This is a genomic window from Gammaproteobacteria bacterium (genome assembly GCA_035501935.1).
In the GTDB taxonomy this organism is placed as follows: Bacteria; Pseudomonadota; Gammaproteobacteria; order JAJPIJ01; family JAJPIJ01; genus JAJPIJ01.
Genome location: DATJVC010000015.1, coordinates 21,337 through 45,751 on the forward strand (window position 1 = coordinate 21,337; position 24,415 = coordinate 45,751).

Sequence of the window (24,415 nt, forward strand, 5' to 3'; positions counted from 1 at the left end):
TGAAATGAAATGGATGAAAGTGGCAATACTGGGTCTGTTGTTCACGCTGGGGCAGGCAGTCCACGCGGATACGCTGGTGTTCGCGGCCGCGAGCCTGACCAACGTGCTGGACGACATCATGAAGGCCTTCCGGGCGGAAACCGGGAAGAGGGTGGCGGCGTCCTATGCCGCCAGTTCGGTGCTGGCGAAACAGATCGAGGCCGGCTCGCCTGCGCAAATCTTCATCTCCGCGGATCAGGACTGGATGGACTATCTCAAGAAACGGGACCTCATCAGCGGCGAACCCCAGCTTCTGGCCCGCAATCAACTGGTGATGATCGCGCCGGCGGACAGCACTCTTCAGGTCAATGTCGGCAAGGGAATGCAGCTTGAAGCACTGCTGGGAAAGGAGCGGCTGGCGCTCGCCGACCCGACCGGCGTTCCCGCCGGAAAATATGCCCGCGCCGCGCTGGAGTACTACGGCGAATGGTCCTCGCTGGCGGACAAAATCATACCGCTCGATAATGTCCGTACCGCATTGATAGTGGTTGAGACGAAGGAGGCGCCGCTGGGCATTGTATACGCCACGGATGCGAAGGTGAGCACGCGAGTCAAGGTCATCGGTGTATTCCCCGGGGAAAGCCATCCGCCCATTGTCTACCCGGCGGCACTGGTGGGAAGACAAAATGCCGGTGCGGAGGCCGCTGCGTTTTTTGCCTATCTGCGATCGACAAAGGCGCGGGACCTGCTTGAGAAATATGGCTTTGACGTTGCGCAATGAGCGGGGATGAACTCCAGGCGCTGAAACTCAGCCTGCAAGTCGCCGCCTGCAGCGTATTGTTCGGCCTGCCGCTCGCGCTGGCGATCGCCACGTTGCTGGCGCGCGGCCGCTTCCCCGGCAAGGCGCTGATCGATGCACTGGTGCATCTGCCATTGGTCGTGCCGCCGGTGGTGAGCGGTTATGTGCTGCTTTTATTGCTCGGCAGGCACGGGATGATGGGCGGCTGGCTCTATGACCATTTCGGCATCGCGCTGGCCTTCCGCTGGACCGGCGCGGTGATCGCGGCGCTGGTCATGAGTTTCCCCCTGATGGTGCGGCCGCTGCGGCTGTCGATCGAGACCATCGATCACCGCCTGGAAGAGGCGGCGCGAACACTGGGCGCTACTCGTGCATGGGTCTTCCTGTCCGTGACCCTGCCGCTTGCGCTGCCGGGGATGGTGGTGGGCGCGGTTCTCGGTTTCGCGCGCAGCCTGGGCGAATTCGGCGCCACCATCACCTTCGCCGGCAACATTCCCGGGGAAACGCGCACGCTGTCGAATGCCATCTACACCCTGATGCAGATGCCGGGCGGCGACGCCGCGGCGCTGCATCTGGTCGTTTTTTCCATCGCGTTGTCGATGCTGGCGCTATTACTCTCGGAATATTGTTCGCGGCGCGTGCAGGCGCGGGCGCGGGGACTATGACACTGCGCATCGACGTCGAGCGGCGGCTGGGCGCCTTCCAACTGCGGGTGGCGTTTGCGGCGGACGCGGGCATCACCGCGTTGTTTGGCCGCTCCGGCGCGGGCAAGACCTCCGTGGTCAACATGATTGCCGGCCTGCTCAAGCCCGATCACGGCCGCATCGAGAGCAACGGGCGCGTGCTTTACGACAGCGCGGCCGGCGTCAATGTGCCGGTACACGAACGGCGGGTGGCCTGTGTGTTCCAGGACGCGCGCCTGTTCCCGCATCTGTCGGTGCGTAATAACCTCCTCTACGGCTTTCGCCTGTGCCCGGCGCGCGGACGGTACATCGAATTTAATCACGTGGTGGAACTGCTGGGCATTGCGCCATTGCTGTCGAGGCGGACGGGCACGCTGTCCGGCGGCGAACGGCAGCGGGTCGCCATCGGCCGCGCCCTCCTGGCGCAGCCGCGGCTGCTGCTGATGGACGAACCGCTGGCCTCGCTGGATACCGAGCGCAAGGTGGAAATACTGCCCTATATCGAACGGCTGCGCGATGAATTCAAACTGTCCATCGTGTACGTGAGCCACGCCCTGGAGGAGGTGGTGCGGCTGGCGGGCAATGTCGTGGTCATGCGCGACGGCGCAGTCACGGCGGTCGGACCGGTGGCGGAAACGCTGGAACGCGTCGATCTTTATCCAATCACCGGACGGCAGGAGGCCGGCGCGATACTGTCCGCCACCGTGGCGTCACATGACGATGCCGACGCGTTGACCATGCTGCGCTTCAACGGTGGCGTGATCTTCGTGCCCCGCGTCGACCTGCCGGTCGGCGCTGCGCTGCGCGTGCGCATCCGCGCCCGCGATGTCGCCCTGGCGGTGCAGCAACCCGCCGGCATCAGCATCCGCAACATCCTTCGCGGGCGGGTGGCGGAAATCACCGAAAAAACGGGGGCCGATGTCGAGATCAAGCTGATGGTCGGCGCCACGGCGCTGGCGGCCCTCGTCACCCGTCCCGCCGTGCGCGATCTGGCGCTGGCGCCGGGCCGGGAAGTCTACGCCCTGGTGAAGAGCATCGCCATCGACGATGCCGGCATGGGAATGCTGGCGTTGGCCCGGCACGCGCCAAAATCGGCCCGTTAATTCGCTTCGCGCAAGGTGAAGAATTCCTCGGCGACGGTGGGATGAACGCCGATGGTCGCGTCGATTTGCGCCTTGGTGGCGCCAGACTTGATGGCGATGGCCAGCCCCTGGATCACTTCCGCGGCGCCGTCACCCACCATGTGCGCGCCGACCACGCGATCGCCCGTCGCCTCGACGATCAGTTTCACCAGCGTGCGTTGCTCGCTGCCGGTCAGGAGTTCGCGCGTGGGTTTGAATCGCGAACGGAACACCTTGATGTGTTTGTGGCGTTCGCGCGCGCGTTCCTCGTTCAGGCCCACGGCCGCGAGTTCCGGCGTGCTGAATACGGCCGTGGGAATGGCGTGATAGTCCATGCGCCCGTTGCCGGCGCCGAACAGATTACGGGCAAAAACCGCAGCCTCGGCGATCGCCACCGGCGTTAGCCGCACGCGATCGATCACGTCTCCCAGCGCGTGAATGGACGGCACGGAGGATCGAAAACCGTCGTCGACCTGCACGGCGCCGCTCGCAGTCAGTTCCACCCCGGCCCGGTCCAGTCCCAGGCCCGCGGTGTTGGGCAGGCGGCCGGTCGCATAGAGGATGAGATCCGCGGGCAGCTGCCTGCCGCCGGCGAGGAGGGCTGTTAATCCATGCGCATCGCGCTTGACGGCGGAGATGCGGGTGTTGAGTTGCAGTGTCAGTCCGCGCGCGCGCAGGGCCTCGGTTAAATGGCCGCGCGCCTCGACATCAAAGCCGCGCAGTATCGAGTCGCCGCGATGGACCAGCGTGGTCTCCGCGCCCAGCCCGTGGAAGATGCAGGCGAATTCCACGGCGATGTAGCCGCCGCCCACCACCAGTACGCGCCGCGGCAGGGTGGGGAGATGAAAGGCGTCATCGGAAGTGACGACGGATTCACGGCCGGGGAAATCCGGCACCGACGGCCGGCCACCGGTGGCGATCAGGATGTGCCGCGCCTGGAACGATTGCCCGTCCACCGCGACGGTATGCGCGTCGGCCAATCGCGCCCATCCGCGGATGATGTGCACGCCGGCCTCCGTCAACAGGCGATCGTACAGGCCGTTCAATCGATGGATGGCGGTGTCCTTGTTGTGGATCAACGTGGGCCAGCCGAAGGGAGGTGAAACATCACCCCACCCGTACGCAACGGCATCATGAAATTCCTGCCGGAAGCGCGAGGCGTAGACCAGCATCTTTTTGGGTATGCAACCCGCGTTGACGCAGGTGCCACCGAGCGCACCTCCCTCCACCAGCGCGACGCGGGCGCCGAGAGCGGCGGCCACGCGCGCGGCGCGGACACCGCCGGAACCACCGCCGATGACGATTAAATCGAATTTACTCATAACGGCGGGACGGGGATCACGGAGAATGGGTTTCCTCACCCCGCCGTGCGGGCGGGGTGCGCGCGGGCGGATTACCCGGCGCGCAGCCGTTGCACGACGGCGCGGGTGAATTCGCGGGTGGAGGCCTGACCGCCGAGATCGCGGGTGCGCACGCCGTCCTTGCGCAGGACGCCATCGATGGCGGCGCGTAATTGTCGCGCGCGTTCGTGCTCATCGATGTGATCCAGCATCATGGCCGCCGCCAGCATGAGCGCGACGGGATTGGCCACGCCCTTGCCGGCGATGTCGGGCGCCGAGCCGTGCACCGCCTCGAAGATGGCGGCGTCTCTGCCGATGTTGGCGCCCGGCGTCATTCCCAGGCCGCCGACCAGGCCGGCCATGAGATCGGAAAGGATGTCACCGAACATGTTGGTGGTGAGCAGTACGTCGAATTGTCCCGGATTCAGCACCAGTTGCATGGCGCAGGCGTCGACGATGCGGTCCTCGATCTCGATTTTGCCCTCGTACCGTTTGCCGACCTCGCGCACGGTTTCCAGGAACACGCCGGTCAACGCCTTCAGGATGTTGGCCTTGTGGACGATGGTGAGTTTGCGGCGCCTGTTCCTGACGGCGTAGTCAAAGGCAAATTCGGCGATGCGGCGGCAGCCGGCGCGCGTGTTGACGCCGGCGCCGATGGCCACTGCGTGCGGGTCCCCGGCGATGGGGACATAGTGTTCGAAGCCGACATAGAATCCCTCGGTATTCTCGCGCACCAGCACCAGATCGATGCCCTCGTAGCGACCGCCGGGGAGCAAGGTGCGGGCCGGCCGGACGTTGGCATATAGATCGAAGGTCTGGCGCAGGGCGACGTTGGAGGATCGGTAGCCGCCGCCGACCGGCGTGGTCAGCGGCCCCTTGAGCGCCAGTTTGGTCCGCCGGATGCTGTCGAGGGCCGCTGCCGGCAGCGGATCGCCGTGCTGCTCCACGCCGGCCATGCCCGCCACCTGTGTTTCCCATTCGAAGGGCGCCTCAATGGCGTCCAGGATCTCCACCGTGGCCTCGACGATTTCGGGGCCGATGCCGTCGCCGGGAATGAGCGTAGCCGGATATTTGGAGGACTGTGCCATGAATGCAAAAGAATTTTTATTATCGGTGCATTATACGTTAGTTTTACCGGCCCATGATCGCGACAAACCGGCACGGGGACGCGGAATTCTGATAAGTTACGCCATCATTTGAATATCACGGGGGATCGCATGACCCAAAAGACCAAAACCACCCGCCAATTGCGGGAGTTGATGCACAAGCCCGGCATCATCCGCTCGCTGGGCGCCCATGACGTGCTGACGGCGGTGCTGATCGAGCAGGCCGGATTCGAGACTGTGTTCATCGGCGGTTTCGGCACCAGCGCCAGTCTGTTTGGCCTGCCGGACCTGAATTTTCTCGGCATGCAGGAGATGGCCGATGCCGTGCGGCGCATGGCGCATCGCGTGTCGATCCCGGTGATCGCCGACGGCGACACCGGCCACGGCGATCTGCACAACGTTATGCGCTGCGTCGAGGAGTTCGAGGGCGCGGGCGCCGCCGGCATCATCCTCGAGGATCAAATCTTCCCCAAGCGTTGCGGCCATTTCGAGGGCAAGCAGGTCATCCCCGCGGAGGAGATGGTACGCAAGTTCAAGGCCGCCGTGCGCGCCCGCAACGACAAGGATTTCGTCTTCATCGCCCGCACCGACGCCCGCGAGCCGAACGGCCTTGAGGACGCCATCAACCGCATCAATAGTTACTGCGACGCCGGCGCCGATGTCGCCTTCATTGAGGCGCCGCTGGCGATGGCCGAGCTGGAACTGATTTGCCGCAAGGTGTCGTATCCCAAGTTCGTCAACATGCTGGTGTTCGGCAAGACGCCGATTTTGAGCGTGAAGGAACTGGAGGAGATGGGTTTCAAGATGATGGTGGCGCCCATTGATTCCGTGTTGCTGACTGCCAAGGTCATGCGCGACATGGCGGAGGTCTTCGCGCGTGATGGCCACACTTTGGCGCTCACAAATCAGATGCTGCGTTTCGACGAGATCAAAAAGATCCTTGGGGTCCAGCAATTCCTGTCGTTGCGCGATTCGCTCGGCTGATTCGCGATGCGTGTTGGCGCTTAGTTACCAGTGATGGCTAGGCGCTTATATAAAACCTCTGTAGAGTACATCGGCAGCGAGCAGTTGTTGTTGGTGCAGACGAAGACCGCGGTCTTGGGCAGTTTGGGATATTGCACATCCGGGTTGGGTAAAGGTCCCTCGTCGCGATCCCACCATTCCAGCTGCTTGTAAACCACAGGCCAGCGTCGCGCTGCTTCGTAAAGACTTTGTGCCACGGCGTCGGATTTGCCGCCGACGATGGTGATGTGCAGTGGCGCTTCCGAAAGTTCGTGATCAGCGAGCAGCAGGCCGGGCAGTAATCGTCGCTTTGCAATAACGCCGGGTGCAGTTAAATAACGCATCGCATGCCGGGCCATGTTCTGGTAACGCTGCTCGCCGGTGTAGTGGAAAAGCAGATTAGTGGTACGGGCAACGGCTACATTCTCGTCGATCTGCCGCACGCCGTTACGGAACACGCCCACCGCATCGGTGGTCACCGGCGCCGTCAGAAAACCGCCATCCTCGGCACGAAAAGCGCGTTCGATAAAATCCATGGCTTTGCGGGACTGCATCAGCCAGTCGCGTTCGCCAGTGGCGGCGTAGAGATCGAGGAATGCGCGCGCCATATACAGCGTGTCACCCAGCTGCGGCGGCGTCGCAGCCGTCAATTCACCGTGACTGAATCCGCCATCCGGCAGTTGCCGGTGCGCCAACACCCAGCGGGCCGCATTCTCAGCAAGTGACAGGGCCTCGCTGTCACCTGTAGCGGCGGCGTACGTGACCAGCGCATGGCTGGCCCAGCCGTTTTCGCGCGCGTAGATGTGGCGGTCGATGGGCGGCTGCGGGTGCGCGCGGCGCTCGGCGTCGTTCAAGGCGTAGAAGGTTTTGCCGGTGAGTTCCATGGAGACGTCGGCGTCCTGGCTCACGTAAAAGGCCCCCTCCGGCGCGCGGAGAAAATCGCGGAGATAGTGATAGATTAGTTGTGCGGCTTTCAGATCGCGCGGTTCATGCCAAAGCGCGTGGGCCAGCGAGTAGTGCTGCAAGTACTGCGACTGGAACGACATGATCTTTTCAAAGTGCGGATCATTCCAGGTGGGGCCGATGGAATATTGATACACCCCGCCCCATACTGGGTCGATGAGGGCTTGGGCGGCGTCCAACGTTTGCCGCGCTATTTGCCGGTATTGTTTATCGCCGGTTCCGGCCTTGAGCAGCGCAAACTCCATGCTGTCGCCATCGATGTATTTCTGTTCCGTGCCCCAGCCGCCGTATTGCCGGTCGTACAACGCCAGATAATCGTCGAGTATTTCCTTGCGAGCCTCCGCAGTGAGCGCATGGCTCTGCGCGGCCTCCACCGGCTGCTCTTCACTCACGGAAGGACCGGGCGTGGGATCGTCGATGATGGCCTTGAGCAGGGCGGCGAAACGCTCCGGCGGGATGTAGCCGCGGCGCTTGACGATCTCGGTGCCGTCGGGCGCGAATACCACCGTGGCCGGCCAGCCGTAGTCCTCGTAGCGGTTGGAAAGTTCCGGATTGGCGTCCTGATCGACGCGCACCGGCAGGTAGCGCGATTGGATGAGCGCCATCACCGCCGGATCGCGGTAGGTGGTCTCTTCCATGACATGGCACCAGTGACACCACACCGCGCCCAGATCGAGCAACACGAAGCGGTGCTCCTGCTTGGCGCGATCGAACAGGTCCTTGTCCCAGTCGCGCCATTCGATCCCGGCGCCATGAACGCAATTAATGCCCGCCAGCAGCAGCGTGCACATCATTAACGCCTTGCCCCATCGACGGCCCATGTGGTGCTCCATTTTCAAAACCACAGCATCACTACGAGACGCATGCCTCCATGGATTCAACTCCCATCCAATCGTCGGTGCTTTGCGTATCTTCAGGATGGGGGAGATCATATGCCGGCCGACGGCATATTGACCTGTTAGATCCAGGCAGTAGCCCAGAAGTTACGCCCGACATGCACCGCGCTTCCCATCGTGGAGGGGGGCGTCTGTTACAATTTGTGCATGAGCGAGATGCCAAAGCCGGCCGACCAGCCCGCGCCGGAGGCGGAGTTTGACGCCCAGGACGCCGCGCTGCGCGCGCTGCTGTCGGGCATCCGTGGCCATGACGATGCGGATTTGGCCGCGCTTTATGACGCAACCGCCAGGCGGTTGTATGCGCTGGCAATGCGCATCACCCATGAGGCGGCGGGCGCGGAGGAGGTGCTGGGGGATGTCTACCTTCAAGTCTGGCAGCAGGCCGGACGCTATGATCCTGCGCGGGGCAAGGTCATGCCCTGGCTGTGCACGATCTGCCGCAGCCGCGCGCTCGATTATCTGCGCCGCCGGGAACAACACGCCGGCAGCGACGAATTGGCGGGTCATCTCGAAGCAGCGGAGAGCAACGAGGGTGATCCGCTGGATGCCCTGGCGGGGCTGGAACGCGGCAGCCTGTTGCGTGCCGAGTTGCAAAAACTGGATGCCACGCAACGGCAATTGCTGGCGCTGGCGTTTTTCCGCGACATGAGCCACCAGGAGATCGCGAAGCACACCGGCATGCCATTGGGCACCGTCAAGACCGTGCTGCGGCGGTCGATCCAACAATTGCGGCGGCGGTTCGGGGATATTTGATTTTGGCAGGTAATCATGGCTGAGCAGGACGACAACGTGATGGACGCTACACTGCTGGCCCGCTGGGTGGAGGCGCTGACGCCCGTGCCGCCGCCGGCGGCGCTGCGCGAGCGGGTATTGGCGCGCGCGCGTGGCGGACAGCCGGATCCCTATCGCACGGTGCGCGCGGAAGAGGGCTGGGTGCCTTATGTCCCCGGCATCGACATGAAGATGCTGTACCGTGACGTGGGCAGCGGCGCGCGCACCCTGCTCGCCCGCCTGCGCCCCGGTGTCGTCATGCCCGAGCATGAACACATCGGCGCCGAGGAGTGCTACGTCATCGAAGGCGAGATCACCTACGGCGACCTCACCATCCGCGCCGGCGATTTCCATCTGGCGCCCGCAGGCAGCGCGCATTGCCCCATGACCACCCGCACCGGCGCGCTCGTCCTCCTGCGCGTCAAATTGGGCCAGCACGTGCCCGAGGCGGGGCTCCCGTAGTCGGCCTGCTTCGGCGGCGGGCTGCGGGGAATCGCCGCGGCCTGTTAAGATAGCGCCCCCTGAACTTTAAATCCGGACTCTCAGCATGCCTGCAACCCGAATCGCCGTCTGCGGCGCCGCCGGCCGCATGGGCCGCGCCATCATCGAGCTTGCCCGGCAAGCCGACGGCATGGTTTTGAGCGGCGCGCTGGAACGGCCCGGTTTGCCTGCCATCGGCAGCGATGCCGGCGAGCTTGCGGGCGTGGGCCGCCTCAACGTGCCAGTCCGCGACGACGTCGCCGCAGTGCTCTCCGGCTGCGACGTGCTCATCGATTTCACGACCACGGCCGCGACGCTGACGCACGTCGATGCCTGCCGCAAGGCCGGCCGGCGTATGGTGATCGGCACCACCGGACTGGATGCCGGTGCCCGCAAGCACATCGAAACGGCGGCCCGCGAGATCGCCATCGTGTTTGCACCCAATATGAGCGTGGGTGTGAATCTGTGTTTCAAGCTGCTGGATCTGGCCGCGCGCGCGCTGGGCGACAGTGTCGATGTCGAGATCATCGAGGCCCACCATCGCCACAAGCTTGACGCGCCCTCCGGCACGGCGCTGCGCATGGGCGAGGTGGTGGCCTCCGCGCTCGGCCGCGATCTCAAGGACTGCGCCGTGTACGGGCGCCAGGGACAGACCGGCGAGCGCGCCCGCAAGACCATCGGCTTCGAGACCATCCGCGCCGGCGACATCGTCGGCGATCACACCGTGATGTTCGCCGGCGAGGGCGAGCGCGTGGAGATCAGCCACAAGGCCACCAGCCGCCTCACCTTTGCCGCCGGCGCGCTGCGCGCCGCGCAATGGCTGATGCAAAAGCCCGCCGGTCTGTACGACATGCAGGATGTCCTCGGCCTGCGCTGATGCAAAACTACTGCGAGGGTCATCTGCGTTGTTACTCCTCGCTCGAAAGCTCGCCGTACTGCTTTGTACTGTCTCGCTTTCTCGCATCGTCGCGCCTAGCAGCTGAACCCTCTCATGACGTTTTGCATCGGCCTTAAAGAATTTCTCCCCGTGACAGGCGGATCATGTAACTTTTCTGGACTCGTTCTCATCTTTATATGGTGAGTTGGCGGCAACATTCCATTACGATATATGTCCAATCCTTCCATGACGAAACCACGTCCATCCGCAGAACGGCCTTATCTCGGTTTCGGGCTGGGATTGCGTCCCGATCACTACGAAACCATTCTCAACGAGCACCCTGCCGTGGACTGGTTCGAGATTATCTCCGAGAACTATATGGTGGCTGGTGGCAAGCCACTGCACATGCTCGATCGCATCCGTGCCGATTATCCCGTGGTCATGCACGGCGTGTCATTGTCCATCGGTGGTAGTGATCCGCTCGACCGCGAATACCTGAAGCAACTCAAGGCGCTGGCATTGCGCGTCGAACCCCGCTGGATTTCCGATCATCTGTGCTGGACCGGTCTCAATGGCAAGAACATGCATGACCTCCTGCCGCTGCCATACACCGAGGAAGCCGTGGCGCACGTTGCCGGCCGTGTGCGCGAGGTGCAGGAATATCTCGGCAGGAGAATCCTGCTGGAGAACGTGTCCAGCTACGTCACTTATACACACTCGGCAATGAGCGAATGGGAGTTTCTGACGGCAATCGCCGGGCGCGCCGACTGCCTGATTCTGCTCGACGTCAACAATATTCATGTCAGCGCGCACAATCACGGCTTCGATCCGCACGATTTTCTGCGCGGCGTCCCGGTGGATCGGGTCTGGCAGTTTCATCTCGCCGGCCATACTCACGACGGCCCCATCATCGTGGACACGCACGATCACCCGATCATCGACCCGGTGTGGGAGCTGTATCGCGCCGCGGTTCGCCGCTTCGGGCGCGTCTCCACCATGATCGAGCGCGACGATCACATCCCGCCGTTGCCGGAACTGCTGGCGGAACTCGATCACGCCCGCCGCATCGCCGCGCCCGCGCTGGCGGAGGAGGCCGCATGACCGACTTGCGTCGGCTGCAAGAGGAGTTCCAGTCCTACTTGCTTGACGGCGACACCGCCATCAATGCGCAGGTGGTCGATGCGCCGCCGGCCTCGGCGGTCGATCGATTGGCGGTGTACGGCCATGCCTATGGTGCGCGGTTGATCGAGGCCCTGGGCAAGGATTTCCCCGCGCTCAAGGCCCTGCTCGGCGACGATTCGTTTCAGGCCATGGGCGAGGCCTATGTCGCCGCCCACCCTTCGAGCCATCCCTCAATACGCTGGTTCGGCCGGCATCTTTCCGGATTCTTGCGCGACGCTGCCCCCTACCGCGGCCGGCCGGAGTTGGCCGAGATGGCCGCTTTCGAATGGGCGCAGGGCGGGGTATTCGATGGTCCCGATGCGCCGCCATTGACACTTGAGGCGATGGCTGAGATCCCGGCTGAACGCTGGGGCGATCTGCAGATTGGTTTCCAACCCACGCTGCGGCAACTGGAACTCCAATGGAACATTCCGGCATTGTTGCAGGCGGTGCAGAAAGGGCAGCTGCTGCCGGCACCCCAACGCGGCGATACTCCCACCACCTGGCTGCTGTGGCGGCGGGGGCTGCTCATCTACTGGCGTTCGCTCCCGGAGGACGAACGCCTGGGGCTTGATCTCTGCCAGCACGGCGGCAGTTTCGGCGAACTCTGCGAATTCCTGGGCGGCCGCATGCCCGCGGAGGAAGCGCCCGCACGGGCGGCCGGTCTGCTCAAACAGTGGATCGTGGATGGTCTCGTGGGCCGCATCCATCTGGATTGACAGTGATTTCGGTGTCAAGTCTTGCGCTCAAAAGCGATCCGCTGTGACTGCCAGTCATAAGCCGCGTCGATACGCGCGGCGGCCGTTGTAAATAAATCATCTTCCGCGCCGTATTCCTGCAGCAAGCGCTGTTCCGCCGCCGCATTACTTTCCGTCGTGCCATCCGCAAGGATGTGGCGGATGAGGAAATCACCGTCACGCAGGTGGCGAGTCACCAGGATCATCCGGTGGCAGGTGATCGGATCGCGCTCCGCGCACAGCAGGGCGGTGTTTTCTTCCCTGGCGCGCGCGCTCAACTGAGTCAGGCTGTTTCGGAAGGCGGCAGTGGCGGCGAGGCGTGTATATACGACCCTGCCATCCCGATAGCACGAGGCGTCCGCGGTTCTGGCGCCGAGCGTGTCTCCCATGAAGCGATATTGAATATGCACCCCGGCCAGATTTTTCTTCAGCGTTTCACGACGGTATTGCGGATATCGCCGGCTGTAAGGCTGCGAACGGGCATCACACACGAGGGTGATGCGGTGCCGTTGTAACAACGACAAAAACTCTTCCCACGCATGATTCGAATGGCCGATTGTGTAGAGCCCGGTGACTGGGGAAGGCATGGTGGCGTTGAATAACCTTGTTCCGGTAATTATGCTGCCACGGGACAAGTCATCTCAATCAAAACGGGAGGACAGCATATGAGCTTCATGAAGGAATTCAGGGAATTCGCCGTCAAGGGCAACGTGGTCGACATGGCGGTTGGCATCGTCATCGGCGCGGCCTTCGGCAAGATCGTGTCCTCGTTCGTGGGCGATGTGCTGATGCCGCCCATCGGCCTCCTGCTCGGCGGCGTTGATTTCACCGGCCTCAAGATCACGCTGAAGCAGGCGGCCGTCGACGTGCCGGCGGTGACGCTGAATTACGGCACCTTCGTGCAGACTGTCGTGGACTTCACCATCATCGCCTTCGCGATCTTCCTCGTGGTCAAGGCCATCAACCGGCTCAGGCAGAAACAGGAGGAGGCGCCGGCTGCGCCGCCGACCACCGAGGAAAAACTGCTGGCGGAAATCCGCGACCTGTTGAAGACCCGCTGATGCGGGTTGTCACCGGGGAATAACTATTTCTTTTTGGGCGGGGCCTTCGGCCGTTTATGTGGGCGGGTTTTGCCGTAGCTGCCCCGGAAGAGTTTGCCGCGGCGACTGCTTCTATCACCTTTACCCATGAATCCTCCCGATGTTTTTTATGATGAGTGAGGGTCAGTTTATCGCGCAGGAGCCGGGTGCGTTGCCGCAGCGCGCGCAAGTTTCTTCCACCGACTGCTGAGCGGTTGTTCCGCCGCCAACGGCGAAGGCGGACATTTGTTTGTGCAGCGCATGGCTGCCGCAGCCGGGGCATTGCGCCTGTGCATCGGCGCGCACCAGCGTTTCAAATTGCCGGCCGCACTTGTCGCATTCGTATTCGTAGATGGGCATGGCAGTCCCAAAATATCACCGAGTTCCAGTTTCCCCAATCCTAACGCCACCGCGTTTCGCACAAAAGCGTGGCATTACCCGTGCGGATGACACCATTTCGGTGCGTTGGTCCGATCAATGATCCAATCCGACTCATTGAATAATCAATGGGATGAGGACTTGGCTTGGATATTGCAGCGCAGCAACCGGAGTATTTTCATGCCTGATGAAGGGCTGCTCGCAAAGAAGCGACGGTTTACTCAGCAACCACTTAATCCGTATCCGCGGAGGCGGGGTTGATATGAATAAATTTCACACTGAAAGGAAATCGTTATGGCCCTTCATGGCATGGCCCGTTTCGGGGCACATGTGTGGTGCAGGCGGGTGGTCGCATGCAGTCTGATCATGTTCGTTAACACAGTCCGCGCCGATGATTTCTGGCAGGCGCTGACCGGCGGCAAGCCGGATTTGTATCTGCGTTATCGTTTCGAGAATGTCGATGACGGGCAGACGCCCGCGCTCAAGGACGCCTACGCCAGTACGCTGCGCACGGCGATTGGCTACAACACGGGGCTGTACCACGATTTTGGCGCGTATGTGCAATTGGAGGACGTGCGGGTGATCGGCAACGACCTCTACAACGACGGCGGCATCAACGGTGTGACCAATCGCGCCACGGTAGTGGATCCCGAGGGCACGGAACTGCAGCAGGCCAATCTGCGCTACCGCGGCCTGCCGAAGACCACACTGACTTTGGGACGGCAGGAGATCGAGCACCGGCAGGCGCCGTTCCACCGCTATGTGGGCAACATCCTGTGGCGGCAGAACTGGCAGAGCTTCGACGCCTTCCGCGCGGTCAACCAGTCGCTGCCGGCGACCAAAATTGACTATGCCTACCTCTGGAACGTCAACCGCATCTTCGGCCAGGACAACAAGATCCCGGACCGCGCCAACTTCCGGATGGACAGTCATGCCCTGGACGTCACCTACACCGGGTTCACGTGGGGCAGCTTCGAGCCGTACGCCTATCTGCTCGATTTCGACAGCAACGTCCCGGGCACGCAGATCTTCACCACCACCACCTACGGCCTGCGGTTTTCGGGCACCTACGACATCGTGACCCAGGCCGCCAGGATTCTTTACACCGGCGAATTCGCGCATCAGGAAGATTGGCGCGGCAATCCGGTGACGCTGGATGAAAATTATTATCTGGGCGAACTGGGCATCACCAAAATGCTCGGCAATCCGATGATCGAGTCTATCACGGTCAAAGGCAGTTACGAGGTTCTGGAAGGCAGCGGCCCCACAACCGTGACCATCGGCAAGACCAGGACGACAGTGCCGGTGGCCTTCCAGACGCCGCTGGGAACGAATCATGCGTTCCAGGGCTGGGCGGATCGATTCCTGATTACACCGAAGGACGGCGTGGAGGATCTGTATGGCACCTTTGCCGCCAAGGTTTATGGCGCCAATCTGGCCGTCATATACCATAACTTTTCGTCCGACAATCTCGGCTACGACTACGGCACGGAATGGGATGTGCAGCTGACCAACACATTCAAGGAACACTATACGGTGGGTTTGAAGTACGCCGATTACAGCGCCGATCAAAACGCCACCAATGTGGCGCGCAACGCGCCCCGGAACAGCACCACCGATCAGTTCAAACAGGCCTTCGATCTGACCAAGTTCTGGGCCTGGGTGGAGGTCAAATTCTGAGGACGCAAATGCCGGCGATGCCACAAACCACCGAACAGGCGGTGAACGAGCAGCAGCGGCCGCTGCGCGTGATGCTGGTCGACGATTTTCCGGAGCGGGCGGAGGTGTTGGAGCGCGCGCTGATCGCCTCCAGCCACCAAATCGTTGCCCGCCTTGGCAGCGGCGCCGATCTGCGCGCCGAGGTGTCGCGCCTCGCGCCTGACGTGGTCATCATCGATCTCGATTCGGCGGATCGCGACATCCTGGAGGACATGCATGCCATCAACCGGGAACAGCCGCGCCCGGTGGTGATGTTCACCCGCGATGACGATCCGGCGCTGATCAAGAGCGCCGTGCATGCGGGGGTGAGCGCCTATGTGGTCGGCGGTCTCGATCCGCAGCGCATGCTGCCGGTCATGAACGTGGCCATCGCCCGTTTCGAGCAATTCCAGGCCTTGCAGCGCGAACTCGAAGACGCGCGTACGGCGCTGGCCGAGCGCAAATGCATCGAGCGCGCCAAGGGCATCCTCATGAAGCAGCGGCGCATGGACGAGGAGGCCGCCTACGCGGCCATGCGCAAGATGGCCATGGATCGCAACATCAAGCTTGTGGAACTGGCCCGCAGCCTGATCGCGGCGGCCGATTTGCTGGTGTGAAAGGAAACGATCATGAATGATGAATCATCAGGCAGTGCGCCGCCGTCGCGGCCACGCGCCACGGTGACGCCGCTGCGGCCGCGGTCGCGCGTGGGCCTGCGCATCGGCGGTTCGGACGCGCCCGAACGGCGCGAGGTGATCGTCGGCTTCATTCCGCTGACGGACTGCGCGCCCGTCGCAGTGGCCTCGGCCCTCGGCTTCGATCGCAAGCATGGTCTCATCATCCGGCCGAAGCGGGAAGGTTCCTGGGCGGCGGTGCGCGACAAGCTGATGAATGGCGCGATCGACGCCGCGCACAGCCTCTACGGGCTTGTCTACGGCATCCAGCTCGGTATCGGCGGACCGCGCCATGACATGGCGGTGTTGATGACATTGAACCAGAACGGCCAGGCGATCACGCTGGGCAATCATCTGCGCGACGCCGGCGTCACCGATGCCGCCACCCTGTCGCGCCATCTTGCGACCCGGCACGGCGAACTGGCATTCGCCCACACCTTTCCCACCGGCACGCATGCGATGTGGCTGTACTACTGGCTGGCGGCGCACGGCATCGATCCGCTTGCGGACGCGCAGACCCTCACCGTGCCGCCGCCGCAGATGGTCACCCAGCTCCGGCTGTCGGATATCGACGGGTACAGCGCCGGTGAACCGTGGAACGCCCAGGCCGTGCACGAGGGCGTGGGGTTCACCGTCGCGACCTCGCAGCAGGTGTGGCCGGACCATCCGGAGAAGGTGCTGGCCACCACCACTGAATTCGTGCGCCAGTATCCGAACACGGCGCGGGCGCTGGTGATGGCCCTCCTGGAGGCGGCGCGTTACATCGACAATCCCGCGCACCACGAGATGGTCGCGCATGTCCTGGCAGCGCGCGGCTGTGTGAATACCGACACCGGATTGCTGCTGCCGCGTCTGCGTGGCGAATACAAGGACGGCCTCGGCCACGGCTGGAACGACGGACGCGCGGTGCGTTTCCACGGCGGTGGCAGCGTCAACTATCCCTATCTGTCGGACGGCATGTGGTTCATGACCCAGCACCGGCGCTGGGGTTTGCTCAAGCAGGATCCGGATTATCTCGCCGTTGCCCGCCAGGTGAACCGCATCGATGTGTACGCGCAGGCGGCCACGGCCGTCGGCGTGCCGCTGCCGTCTTCGCCGCTGCGCAACTCGACCTTGATCGACGGCCAATACTGGAACGGCCATGACCCCGCCGGTTATGCCCGCGGCTTTCCCATCATGGCGGCGGCGACACGGGCGAGGTCGAATCTCATGTAAAGCGGAGTTGATCAGGCGCCAGGAGTGATCAACACGGTGCTGCGGCGCACAGAATCGGTGCATTGCGATCCCGACGAACAGGGACGTGGGCGAGTAACACGTTGTATTTCTGCAAGGTTGTAATGATGGCAAGAGGTTTGCACTGGTAGTGATTCGGAACCGGCGGTGTGTGCGCACCGCTGCCGGCACATAGGCTCATCACCCAACGGCGGGTCGTGCGGCTGAAGCGAACGGCGAGGTCAGCCCTTGCGGTATCGCTTGCGGACAAAGGCGTCCGGCAGGTGGCAGCGTTATCGCCCCCGCCGACGCCTTTTTTATTTGTGTGAAATTGCCAACCGGAGGATGTGATGAAAGAGCTGTTTTCAACCGCGTATTACGTGACCCGCCATCGCCTTTGGAAACCGCGATGCGGCCTGAGGGCGGCACTGGTCCTGCTGTTGGGCGCGACCAGTGTCAGCGCTCCCGCCGCCGAGAATGTAGAAAGGGCGGAACTCAAATTCGGCTTCATCAAGCTGACGGACATGGCGCCGCTCGCCATCGCCTATGAAAAGGGCTTCTTCGAGGACGAGGGCCTCTACGTGACTCTGGAGGCGCAGGCCAACTGGAAGGTGCTGATCGACCGGGTGATCGACGGTTCGCTCGACGGCGCCCACATGCTCGCCGGCCAGCCCATCGGCGCGACCATCGGCATCGGCACCAGGGCCGAAATCATCACGCCCTTCAGCATGGATTTGAACGGCAACGGCATCACCGTGTCGACCGAGGTCTGGAACGCCATGAAGGCCAACATCAAGACGGGCGCTGACGGCAAGCCGGTGCATCCCATCTCGGCGGCGGCGCTGAAACCGGTGGTCGACAACTATCGGGCCAAGGGCAGGAAATTCAACATGGGCATGGTGTTCCCGGTATCCACGCACAACTATGAACTGCGCTACTGGCTGGCGGCCGGCGGCCTCAACCCCGGCTATTACTCGCCGACCGACATCTCCGGGCAGATCAACGCCGACGTGCTGTTGTCGGTGACGCCGCCGCCGCAGATGCCGGCGACGCTGGAGGCCGGCACGATCCTGGGCTACTGCGTGGGCGAGCCGTGGAACCAGCAGGCCGTCTTCAAGGGCATCGGCGTGCCGGTCGTCACTGATTATGAAATCTGGAAGAACAATCCAGAGAAGGTGTTCGGCGTGACCAGGGCCTTCGCCGACAGGAATCCCCGCACCATGATTGCCATCACCAAGGCGCTGATCCGCGCCGGCATGTGGCTGGACGCCGATAACGGCAGGAATCGCGCGGAAGCCGTGAAGATCCTCTCGCGTCCGGAGTATGTCGGCGCTGACGCCAATGTCATTGCCAACAGCATGACCGGCACCTTCGAGTACGAAAAGGGCGACAAGCGTTCGCTGCCGGATTTCAACGTGTTTTTCCGCTACCACGCCACCTATCCGTACTACTCCGACGCGGTGTGGTACCTCACCCAGATGCGGCGCTGGGGCCAGATTTCGGAGGCCAAACCGGATTCCTGGTATGACGAAACGGCGAAGAAGGTCTACCGCCCGGACATCTACCGGGCCGCCGCAGAGGCGCTCATCAAGGAGGGCAGGATGAAGGCCGAAGACCTGCCGCAGACCGACGGCTACAAACCGCCGACCAATGCCTTTATCGACGGCGTCGAGTATGACGGCAAAAAGCCCAATGAATATCTGACCAAGTTTGCGATCGGTCAGCAGGACGGTGCCGCGCCGCGGCCGGCGAAGAATCCGTGATGCTGAATTTGCGATGAGGAGATGACCTGATGAATGTCGCGCGCGTGACGAACTTTCTCGATCAGGCCGGACTGACCTGGTTCGCGCCGGTGATCCGATTGTGTGTCGGAGAGGATCCGAAGGCGCAATTGAAGAGCTTGTGGATGTTGATGGGCGTGCCACTGGTGGCGATTGTGCTGTTCCTGGGGTTGTGGAACGTCACCGCCGCCGGCGTGCAGACCAGTCTGGGCACCATCCCGGGGCCGGCGCAGGTATGGCGGGAGTTCCGCAATCTGGTGCAGAGCCACCATGAAGAGCGCGCCAAGGCGCGTGCCTTCTATGAACGGCAGCGGCAGCGCAATGCGGAGTTGCTCGCCAAGGATTCCCGGGCAAAGGTCGAGATCCGGCCTTGGACCGGCAAGCCGACGTTCTTCGATCAAATCCTGACCAGTCTGAAGACCGTGTTCACCGGCTTCCTGCTGGCCTCCGTGGTGGCCGTGCCGCTTGGCATCCTGTGCGGCACCAGCAGGATCGTCATGGCGGCGCTGAACCCGCTGATCCAGGTCTTCAAGCCGGTGTCGCCGCTGGCCTGGCTGCCGATCGTGACCTTGATTGTGAGCGCGGCATACGCGAGCAACGACGGCTGGCTGCCAAAGTCGTTCATCGTGTCGGCGGTCACGGTGACGCTGTGTTCGCTGTGGCCGACGGTGATCAACACTGCCGTCGGCGTCGCCTCCGTGGACAAGGACCTCATCAACGTGGCGCGCGTGCTGCAACTGTCCTGGGTGACGCGCATTATCAAGATCATCATCCCCTCGTCGCTGCCGCTCATCTTCACCGGCCTGCGCCTCTCGCTGGGCGTGGGCTGGATGGTGCTGATCGCCGCCGAGATGCTGGCGCAGAACCCGGGGTTGGGCAAGTTCGTCTGGGATGAATTTCAGAACGGCAGCTCACAGTCACTGGCGCGCATCATGGTGGCGGTGCTGACCATCGGCCTCATCGGTTTTCTGCTGGACCGCCTCATGCTGACCGCGCAGCAGTTGTTTACTTATGGCGAGCGGCGCACGTAAGCCGGATATCGGGTTCAAGGCAATCCAAAGGAAGCTGAAATGATGACCATGGCGGTGTCGCGATTGAAGAGACGGAAAACCGAAGCGCTGGTGGAGGAAATGGGAACCGCGCCCGCCGATGCGATTGTGTCAGCGGCCCCGACGCCGCTGCTCGAACTCAAGGGCATCAGCAAGTCCCATGGCAGCGGGGCGCACGCCACCGCCGTGCTCAAGGACATCAATCTCGCCATCCGTGAGGGCGAGTTCATCGCCATCGTCGGTTTCTCCGGCAGCGGCAAGACCACTCTGATCTCGCTCATCGCGGGGCTGATCCCCCCGGATGCGGGGCAGGTGCTCAAGAACGGCCGGACTATCACCGGGCCGGGGCCGGATCGCGGCGTTGTGTTCCAGAGTTATTCGCTGATGCCATGGATGACAGTGCACCAGAACGTGGCGCTGGCGGTGTATCAGGTCTGCAGACATCTGTCACCCGCCGGGCGCAGGGCGCGCATCGAGAAGTACATCGACATGGTGAACCTGACGCCGGCGATGGAAAAACGGCCGGCGGAGTTGTCAGGAGGCATGCGCCAGCGCGTGGCGGTGGCGCGCGCGCTCGCCATGAGCCCGGACATCCTGCTGCTCGACGAGCCTCTGTCCGCGCTCGATGCGCTGACACGCGCGAAACTGCAGGATGAAATCGTCCGGATCTGGGAGCGGGAGAAAAAGACCGTCATCCTCATCACCAACGACGTCGATGAGGGTCTCATGCTCGCTGACCGCATCATTCCGCTCAAACCCGGCCCCGGCGCGACATTGGGCCCCGAGTTCGCGGTCAATCTGCCGCGGCCGCGCGATCGCAAGGCGATGAACCACGATCCGGCGTTCAAGCACCTGCGCAGGGAAGTGACGCAGTATCTGATGGACGTCGGCATGGATCGCCAGTCGGCCGCGGATCAGGAGATCAGGCTGCCTGATGTGTTGCCCGTTACCGCCCGCGAGCTGCAACCGATCGGCACCGTCCACCATGACGTGCTGCCGGAGACGGAACTCGAACGCTACGTCGACTTCGCCGGCGTGTCGAAAATCTACCCGACGCGCAAGGGGCTGGTGAAAGTAGTGGATGGATTCGATCTTCACATCCGCAAAGGTGAATTCGTTTCCATCATCGGTCACTCCGGCTGCGGCAAGTCCACGGTGTTGTCGATGGTCGCGGGTCTGAGCGAGATCAGCGAAGGCGGCATCACCCTCAATTACCGCGAGATCAACGCCGCCGGTCCGGATCGCGGCGTCGTTTTCCAGTCACCGAGCCTGGTGCCGTGGCTGTCGGCGTATGACAACGTCCGCCTCGGCGTCGATCGCGTATATCCACACGTTTCCGCACAGGAACGCCGCGACATCATCGCCTATTACCTGGCGCGGGTCGGGCTGGCCGACGCCATGCATAAAAAAGCCGCGGAACTCTCCAATGGCATGAAGCAGCGCGTCGGCATTGCCCGCGCCTTCGCCCTGTCGCCCAAACTGCTGCTGCTGGATGAACCTTTCGGCATGCTCGATTCGTTGACCCGCTGGGAATTGCAGGAGGTATTGATGGAGGTGTGGGCGCGCGCGCAACTGACCGCCGTGCTGGTCACTCACGATGTCGATGAGGCCATCCTGCTCGCCGATCGCGTGGTGATGATGACCAATGGCCCGAATGCGCGCGTCGGCAGGATCATGAACGTCGATCTGCCGCGCCCGCGCACGCGCAAGGCGCTGCTCAATCATCCGGATTACTACCGCCTGCGCGAAGGGCTCATCGATTTCCTCACCGAATGTGATCACCCCTGAATAAAGGAGAACCCATGCACAAGGAAAAACTCGTCCTGATCGGCAACGGCATGGCCGGTGTACGCACGCTGGAAGAACTGCTCAAGCTGGCGCCCGACAAATACGACGTCACTGTCTTCGGCGCCGAGCCGTACGCCAATTACAACCGCATCCTGCTTTCGCCAGTGCTCGCCGGCGAGAAGACCGTGGATCAGATCATCTTGAATGACGACGCCTGGTATGCCGGACACGGGATCACTTTGCACAAGGGCAGGATGGTCATCCGGATCGACCGGAAGGCGCGGCGGGTGCACACCGCGGACGGGCTGGAGGCCGCTTATGACCGGCTCATTCTCGCCACCGGATCGAATCCATTCATGCTGCCGATACCGGGGCGCGACCTGCCGGGGGTGGTGACCTTCCGCGACATTCACGACGTCGATCGCATGCTGGCGGCGGCGGCACGAGGCGGCAGGGCGGTGGTCATCGGCGGTGGCCTGCTCGGCCTGGAAGCCGCCAACGGCCTGTCCAAACGCGGGATGGACGTCACCGTCGTGCACCTGCTCGACACGCTCATGGAACGGCAACTCGATACCGCCGCCGCGGCGCTGCTGCGCCAATCACTGGAGACACGCGGGCTCAGGTTTTACACCAGCCGCCAGACCGAGGCCATTCTGGGCGGGGAGCGCGCGCGCGCGGTGCGTTTCAAAGACGGCGAGGAGATTGCCGCCGATCTGGTGGTCATGGCCGTCGGCATCAAGCCGAACATCGATCTGGCGAAGTCCGCCGGCCTGTATTGCGAGCGGGGCGTGCTGGTCAACGATACGATGCAGACCTATGACCCCCGCATCTACGCGATCGGCGAGTGCGTGCAGCATCGCGGCCAGAGCTACGGCCTGGTGGCGCCGCTCTTCGAGCAGGCCAGGGTCTGCGCCAATCATCTGGCCGAACTCGGTTTCGCGCGCTACAGCGGATCCGTCACCTCCACCAAGCTCAAGGTCACCGGCATCGATCTTTTCTCCGCCGGTGATTTCCAGGGCGGCACCGGCACCGAGGACATCGTGCTCAAGGATGCCACCCGCGGCGTCTACAAGAAGCTGGTGCTGAAGGACAATCGCATCGTCGGCGGTGTGCTGTACGGGGACACCGTCGATGGCTCGTGGTATTTCCAGTTGATGAAGGACAAGACCGACGTCGCGCACCTGCGCGATCAACTGCTGTTCGGTCAGGCGCACGTCGGCGACTCCGGGCATGGCGAAAAGATCAGCCAGATGGCGGTGATGCCGGACAGCGCCGAGATCTGCGGCTGCAACGGCGTCTGCAAAGGCACGATCGTCCGGGCCATCATCGAGAAGAAACTGTTTACGCTGGATGAGGTGCGCGCACACACCAAGGCGTCGAGCTCGTGCGGTTCGTGCACGGGCCTGGTCGAGGAGCTGCTCGCCTCGACCGTCGGCGCCGACTATACGCAGACGCCCAGGACCAAGCCGCTCTGTACCTGCACGCATTACACGCACGAGGAGGTGCGCCGCGCGATTGTCGACAACGCCCTCAAAACATTGCCGGACGTGCGCGCCTTCCTCGAATGGAAAACACCGGACGGCTGCCATGTGTGCCGGCCGGCGCTGAATTATTACCTGGTCTGCGCCTGGCCCGGCGAATACGCCGACGACGCCCAGTCGCGCTTCATCAACGAGCGGGCGCACGCCAACATCCAGAAGGACGGCACCTATTCGGTGGTGCCGCGCATCTGGGGCGGGGTCACCAATGCGCATGAGTTGCGCGCCATCGCCGACGTCGCCGAGAAATACCAGGTGCCGACGGTGAAGATCACCGGCGGCCAGCGCATCGATCTGCTGGGCGTGAAGAAGGAGGACCTGCCGAGTGTGTGGGGCGATCTGGCGCGGGCCGGCTTCGTCTCCGGTCACGCCTACGGCAAGGCGCTGCGCACGGTGAAGACCTGCGTCGGCTCCGAGTGGTGCCGCTTCGGCACGCAGGACTCGACCACCATGGGCATCCGGCTGGAAAAGATGACCTGGGGCGCGTGGACGCCGCACAAGACCAAGATGGCCGTCTCCGGTTGCCCGCGCAATTGCGCCGAGGCGACCATCAAGGACTTCGGCGTGGTCGCCGTCGACTCTGGCTGGGAGTTGCACGTCGGCGGCAACGGCGGCGTCAAGGTGCGCGCGACGGATTTGCTGTGCAAGGTCACGACCATGGAGGAGGTGGAGGAATACTGCGCCGCCTTCATGCAGCTTTACCGCGAGGACGCGCGTTATCTCGAGCGCACGGCGCCATGGATCGAGCGCGTCGGGCTCGAATTCGTCAAGAAGGCCATTGTCAATGACGCGGAAAACCGCCGGCGCCTGGCGGCACGCTTCCTCGCCTCCCAGAAGCACGCGCAAAAGGATCCGTGGGCGGAGCGCGCCGCCGGCCTGCAACGCGGGGAATTCGCACCGCTGAAGACCGTCCCGGCGATGCCGCGGGCGGTCGCCTGATCGCTCATGAGCTGGGTCGAGATCGGGCCGTTGCAGGAAATACCGCGGCTGGGGGCACGGGTGGTGCGCACGGCGCAGGGCGACATCGCCGTGTTTCGCGCCGCCGATGACGCGGTGTTCGCGCTGGACGATCACTGCCCGCACAAGGGCGGTCCGCTGTCGCAGGGCATCGTTTACGATCGCCGCGTCGCCTGCCCGCTGCACAACTGGGTGATCTCGCTCGAAAGCGGCGAGGCCACCGGCGCCGACCAGGGCTGCACCCGCCGGCACGAGGTCAAAATCGAAAACGGCCGCGTCCTGCTGCGCCTTGCGGTGCAGGATGTCGGACCGGCACTGGAACAACGTTGCGCCGCGGCGCGGTGAA

24 protein-coding genes are annotated in these 24,415 nt (G+C 63.1%); 18 read left to right on the forward strand and 6 right to left on the reverse strand.

The annotated features are described in order from the left end of the window. Positions 1-4 precede the first annotated feature (4 nt). From modA to modC, 3 genes are read left to right on the forward strand one after another with little or no spacing between them, the layout of a single operon-like run. Positions 5-760, forward strand: a complete 756-nt coding sequence (gene modA, locus VMH34_03405) for a molybdate ABC transporter substrate-binding protein (protein ID HTT07818.1) — start codon at positions 5-7, stop codon at positions 758-760. Beyond that, a complete protein-coding gene (gene modB / locus VMH34_03410) occupies positions 757-1,443 on the forward strand; it encodes a molybdate ABC transporter permease subunit (GenBank protein HTT07819.1) in 687 nt (228 codons plus the stop codon). Before modA ends, modB begins: the two co-directional genes overlap by 4 nt. Next, positions 1,440-2,564, forward strand: coding sequence for a molybdenum ABC transporter ATP-binding protein (modC, locus tag VMH34_03415; GenBank protein HTT07820.1), 1,125 nt, complete (start codon positions 1,440-1,442; stop codon positions 2,562-2,564). Before modB ends, modC begins: the two co-directional genes overlap by 4 nt. On the opposite strand, the gene gorA is transcribed toward modC, so the two are convergent. Together gorA and VMH34_03425 are read right to left on the reverse strand one after the other, a co-directional pair. Further along, entirely contained in the window at positions 2,561-3,904 is a 1,344-nt protein-coding gene (gene gorA / locus VMH34_03420; GenBank protein HTT07821.1) for a glutathione-disulfide reductase, read from the reverse strand. The two genes, modC and gorA, sit on opposite strands and share 4 nt — an antisense overlap. Positions 3,905-3,975: 71 nt before the next feature. Beyond that, positions 3,976-5,010 carry an isocitrate/isopropylmalate family dehydrogenase gene (locus tag VMH34_03425; GenBank protein ID HTT07822.1) on the reverse strand — a complete coding sequence of 345 codons (1,035 nt, stop codon included), beginning with the start codon at positions 5,008-5,010 and terminating at the stop codon, positions 3,976-3,978. A 129-nt stretch (positions 5,011-5,139) separates the two neighbouring features. On the opposite strand from VMH34_03425, the gene VMH34_03430 reads away from it, so the two are divergent. Continuing rightward, positions 5,140-6,012: an oxaloacetate decarboxylase gene (locus VMH34_03430; GenBank protein HTT07823.1), complete on the forward strand. Its 873-nt coding sequence runs from the start codon at positions 5,140-5,142 to the stop codon at positions 6,010-6,012. 20 nt (positions 6,013-6,032) lie between these two features. Here VMH34_03430 and VMH34_03435 read toward each other — a convergent pair whose 3' ends face one another. Continuing rightward, positions 6,033-7,814 (reverse strand): DUF255 domain-containing protein, encoded by a 1,782-nt coding sequence (locus VMH34_03435; protein HTT07824.1) that lies wholly within the window; start codon positions 7,812-7,814, stop codon positions 6,033-6,035. A 231-nt stretch (positions 7,815-8,045) separates the two neighbouring features. Between VMH34_03435 and VMH34_03440 the strand changes: the two genes are divergently transcribed. From VMH34_03440 to VMH34_03460, 5 genes are all read left to right on the forward strand, one after another. Further along, positions 8,046-8,642, forward strand: coding sequence for a sigma-70 family RNA polymerase sigma factor (locus VMH34_03440; GenBank protein HTT07825.1), 597 nt, complete (start codon positions 8,046-8,048; stop codon positions 8,640-8,642). Between the two features lie 15 nt (positions 8,643-8,657). Then, positions 8,658-9,122, forward strand: a complete 465-nt coding sequence (locus VMH34_03445; GenBank protein ID HTT07826.1) for a cupin domain-containing protein — start codon at positions 8,658-8,660, stop codon at positions 9,120-9,122. 85 nt (positions 9,123-9,207) lie between these two features. Further along, a complete protein-coding gene (gene dapB / locus VMH34_03450; GenBank protein HTT07827.1) occupies positions 9,208-10,017 on the forward strand; it encodes a 4-hydroxy-tetrahydrodipicolinate reductase in 810 nt (269 codons plus the stop codon). Positions 10,018-10,263: 246 nt separating this feature from the next. Continuing rightward, positions 10,264-11,118 (forward strand): DUF692 domain-containing protein, encoded by an 855-nt coding sequence (locus tag VMH34_03455; GenBank protein HTT07828.1) that lies wholly within the window; start codon positions 10,264-10,266, stop codon positions 11,116-11,118. Then, positions 11,115-11,897 (forward strand): DNA-binding domain-containing protein, encoded by a 783-nt coding sequence (locus VMH34_03460; GenBank protein HTT07829.1) that lies wholly within the window; start codon positions 11,115-11,117, stop codon positions 11,895-11,897. Before VMH34_03455 ends, VMH34_03460 begins: the two co-directional genes overlap by 4 nt. Positions 11,898-11,911: 14 nt before the next feature. Here VMH34_03460 and VMH34_03465 read toward each other — a convergent pair whose 3' ends face one another. Beyond that, a complete protein-coding gene (locus VMH34_03465; GenBank protein HTT07830.1) occupies positions 11,912-12,502 on the reverse strand; it encodes a DUF488 domain-containing protein in 591 nt (196 codons plus the stop codon). 78 nt (positions 12,503-12,580) lie between these two features. On the opposite strand from VMH34_03465, the gene mscL reads away from it, so the two are divergent. Then, a complete protein-coding gene (mscL, locus tag VMH34_03470; GenBank protein HTT07831.1) occupies positions 12,581-12,976 on the forward strand; it encodes a large-conductance mechanosensitive channel protein MscL in 396 nt (131 codons plus the stop codon). Positions 12,977-12,999: 23 nt separating this feature from the next. Here mscL and VMH34_03475 read toward each other — a convergent pair whose 3' ends face one another. Beyond that, a complete protein-coding gene (locus VMH34_03475; GenBank protein HTT07832.1) occupies positions 13,000-13,104 on the reverse strand; it encodes a 30S ribosomal protein THX in 105 nt (34 codons plus the stop codon). Positions 13,105-13,138: 34 nt separating this feature from the next. After that, the gene (locus tag VMH34_03480) at positions 13,139-13,354 is read right to left on the reverse strand and encodes a zinc ribbon domain-containing protein (GenBank protein ID HTT07833.1); all 216 of its coding nucleotides are present in this window, start codon (positions 13,352-13,354) and stop codon (positions 13,139-13,141) included. Between the two features lie 384 nt (positions 13,355-13,738). Here VMH34_03480 and VMH34_03485 point away from each other — a divergent pair, with 384 nt between their 5' ends. The 8 genes from VMH34_03485 to nirD all read left to right on the forward strand — a co-directional run bounded on the left by VMH34_03485 (position 13,739) and on the right by nirD (position 24,414). Then, complete coding sequence (locus VMH34_03485) at positions 13,739-15,052, forward strand: hypothetical protein (protein ID HTT07834.1); 1,314 nt, start codon at positions 13,739-13,741, stop codon at positions 15,050-15,052. 8 nt (positions 15,053-15,060) lie between these two features. Continuing rightward, positions 15,061-15,687: an ANTAR domain-containing protein gene (locus tag VMH34_03490; GenBank protein ID HTT07835.1), complete on the forward strand. Its 627-nt coding sequence runs from the start codon at positions 15,061-15,063 to the stop codon at positions 15,685-15,687. A 12-nt stretch (positions 15,688-15,699) separates the two neighbouring features. Beyond that, positions 15,700-16,959, forward strand: a complete 1,260-nt coding sequence (locus tag VMH34_03495; protein ID HTT07836.1) for a CmpA/NrtA family ABC transporter substrate-binding protein — start codon at positions 15,700-15,702, stop codon at positions 16,957-16,959. Positions 16,960-17,306: 347 nt separating this feature from the next. Further along, positions 17,307-18,719, forward strand: a complete 1,413-nt coding sequence (locus VMH34_03500) for a CmpA/NrtA family ABC transporter substrate-binding protein (GenBank protein HTT07837.1) — start codon at positions 17,307-17,309, stop codon at positions 18,717-18,719. 29 nt (positions 18,720-18,748) lie between these two features. Then, positions 18,749-19,768 carry an ABC transporter permease gene (locus VMH34_03505; protein ID HTT07838.1) on the forward strand — a complete coding sequence of 340 codons (1,020 nt, stop codon included), beginning with the start codon at positions 18,749-18,751 and terminating at the stop codon, positions 19,766-19,768. 99 nt (positions 19,769-19,867) lie between these two features. After that, a complete protein-coding gene (locus VMH34_03510) occupies positions 19,868-21,574 on the forward strand; it encodes an ABC transporter ATP-binding protein (GenBank protein HTT07839.1) in 1,707 nt (568 codons plus the stop codon). Positions 21,575-21,588: 14 nt separating this feature from the next. Continuing rightward, complete coding sequence (gene nirB / locus VMH34_03515; protein HTT07840.1) at positions 21,589-24,051, forward strand: nitrite reductase large subunit NirB; 2,463 nt, start codon at positions 21,589-21,591, stop codon at positions 24,049-24,051. Positions 24,052-24,057: 6 nt separating this feature from the next. Next, a complete protein-coding gene (gene nirD / locus VMH34_03520) occupies positions 24,058-24,414 on the forward strand; it encodes a nitrite reductase small subunit NirD (GenBank protein ID HTT07841.1) in 357 nt (118 codons plus the stop codon). The last annotated feature ends 1 nt before the right edge of the window (position 24,415 follow it).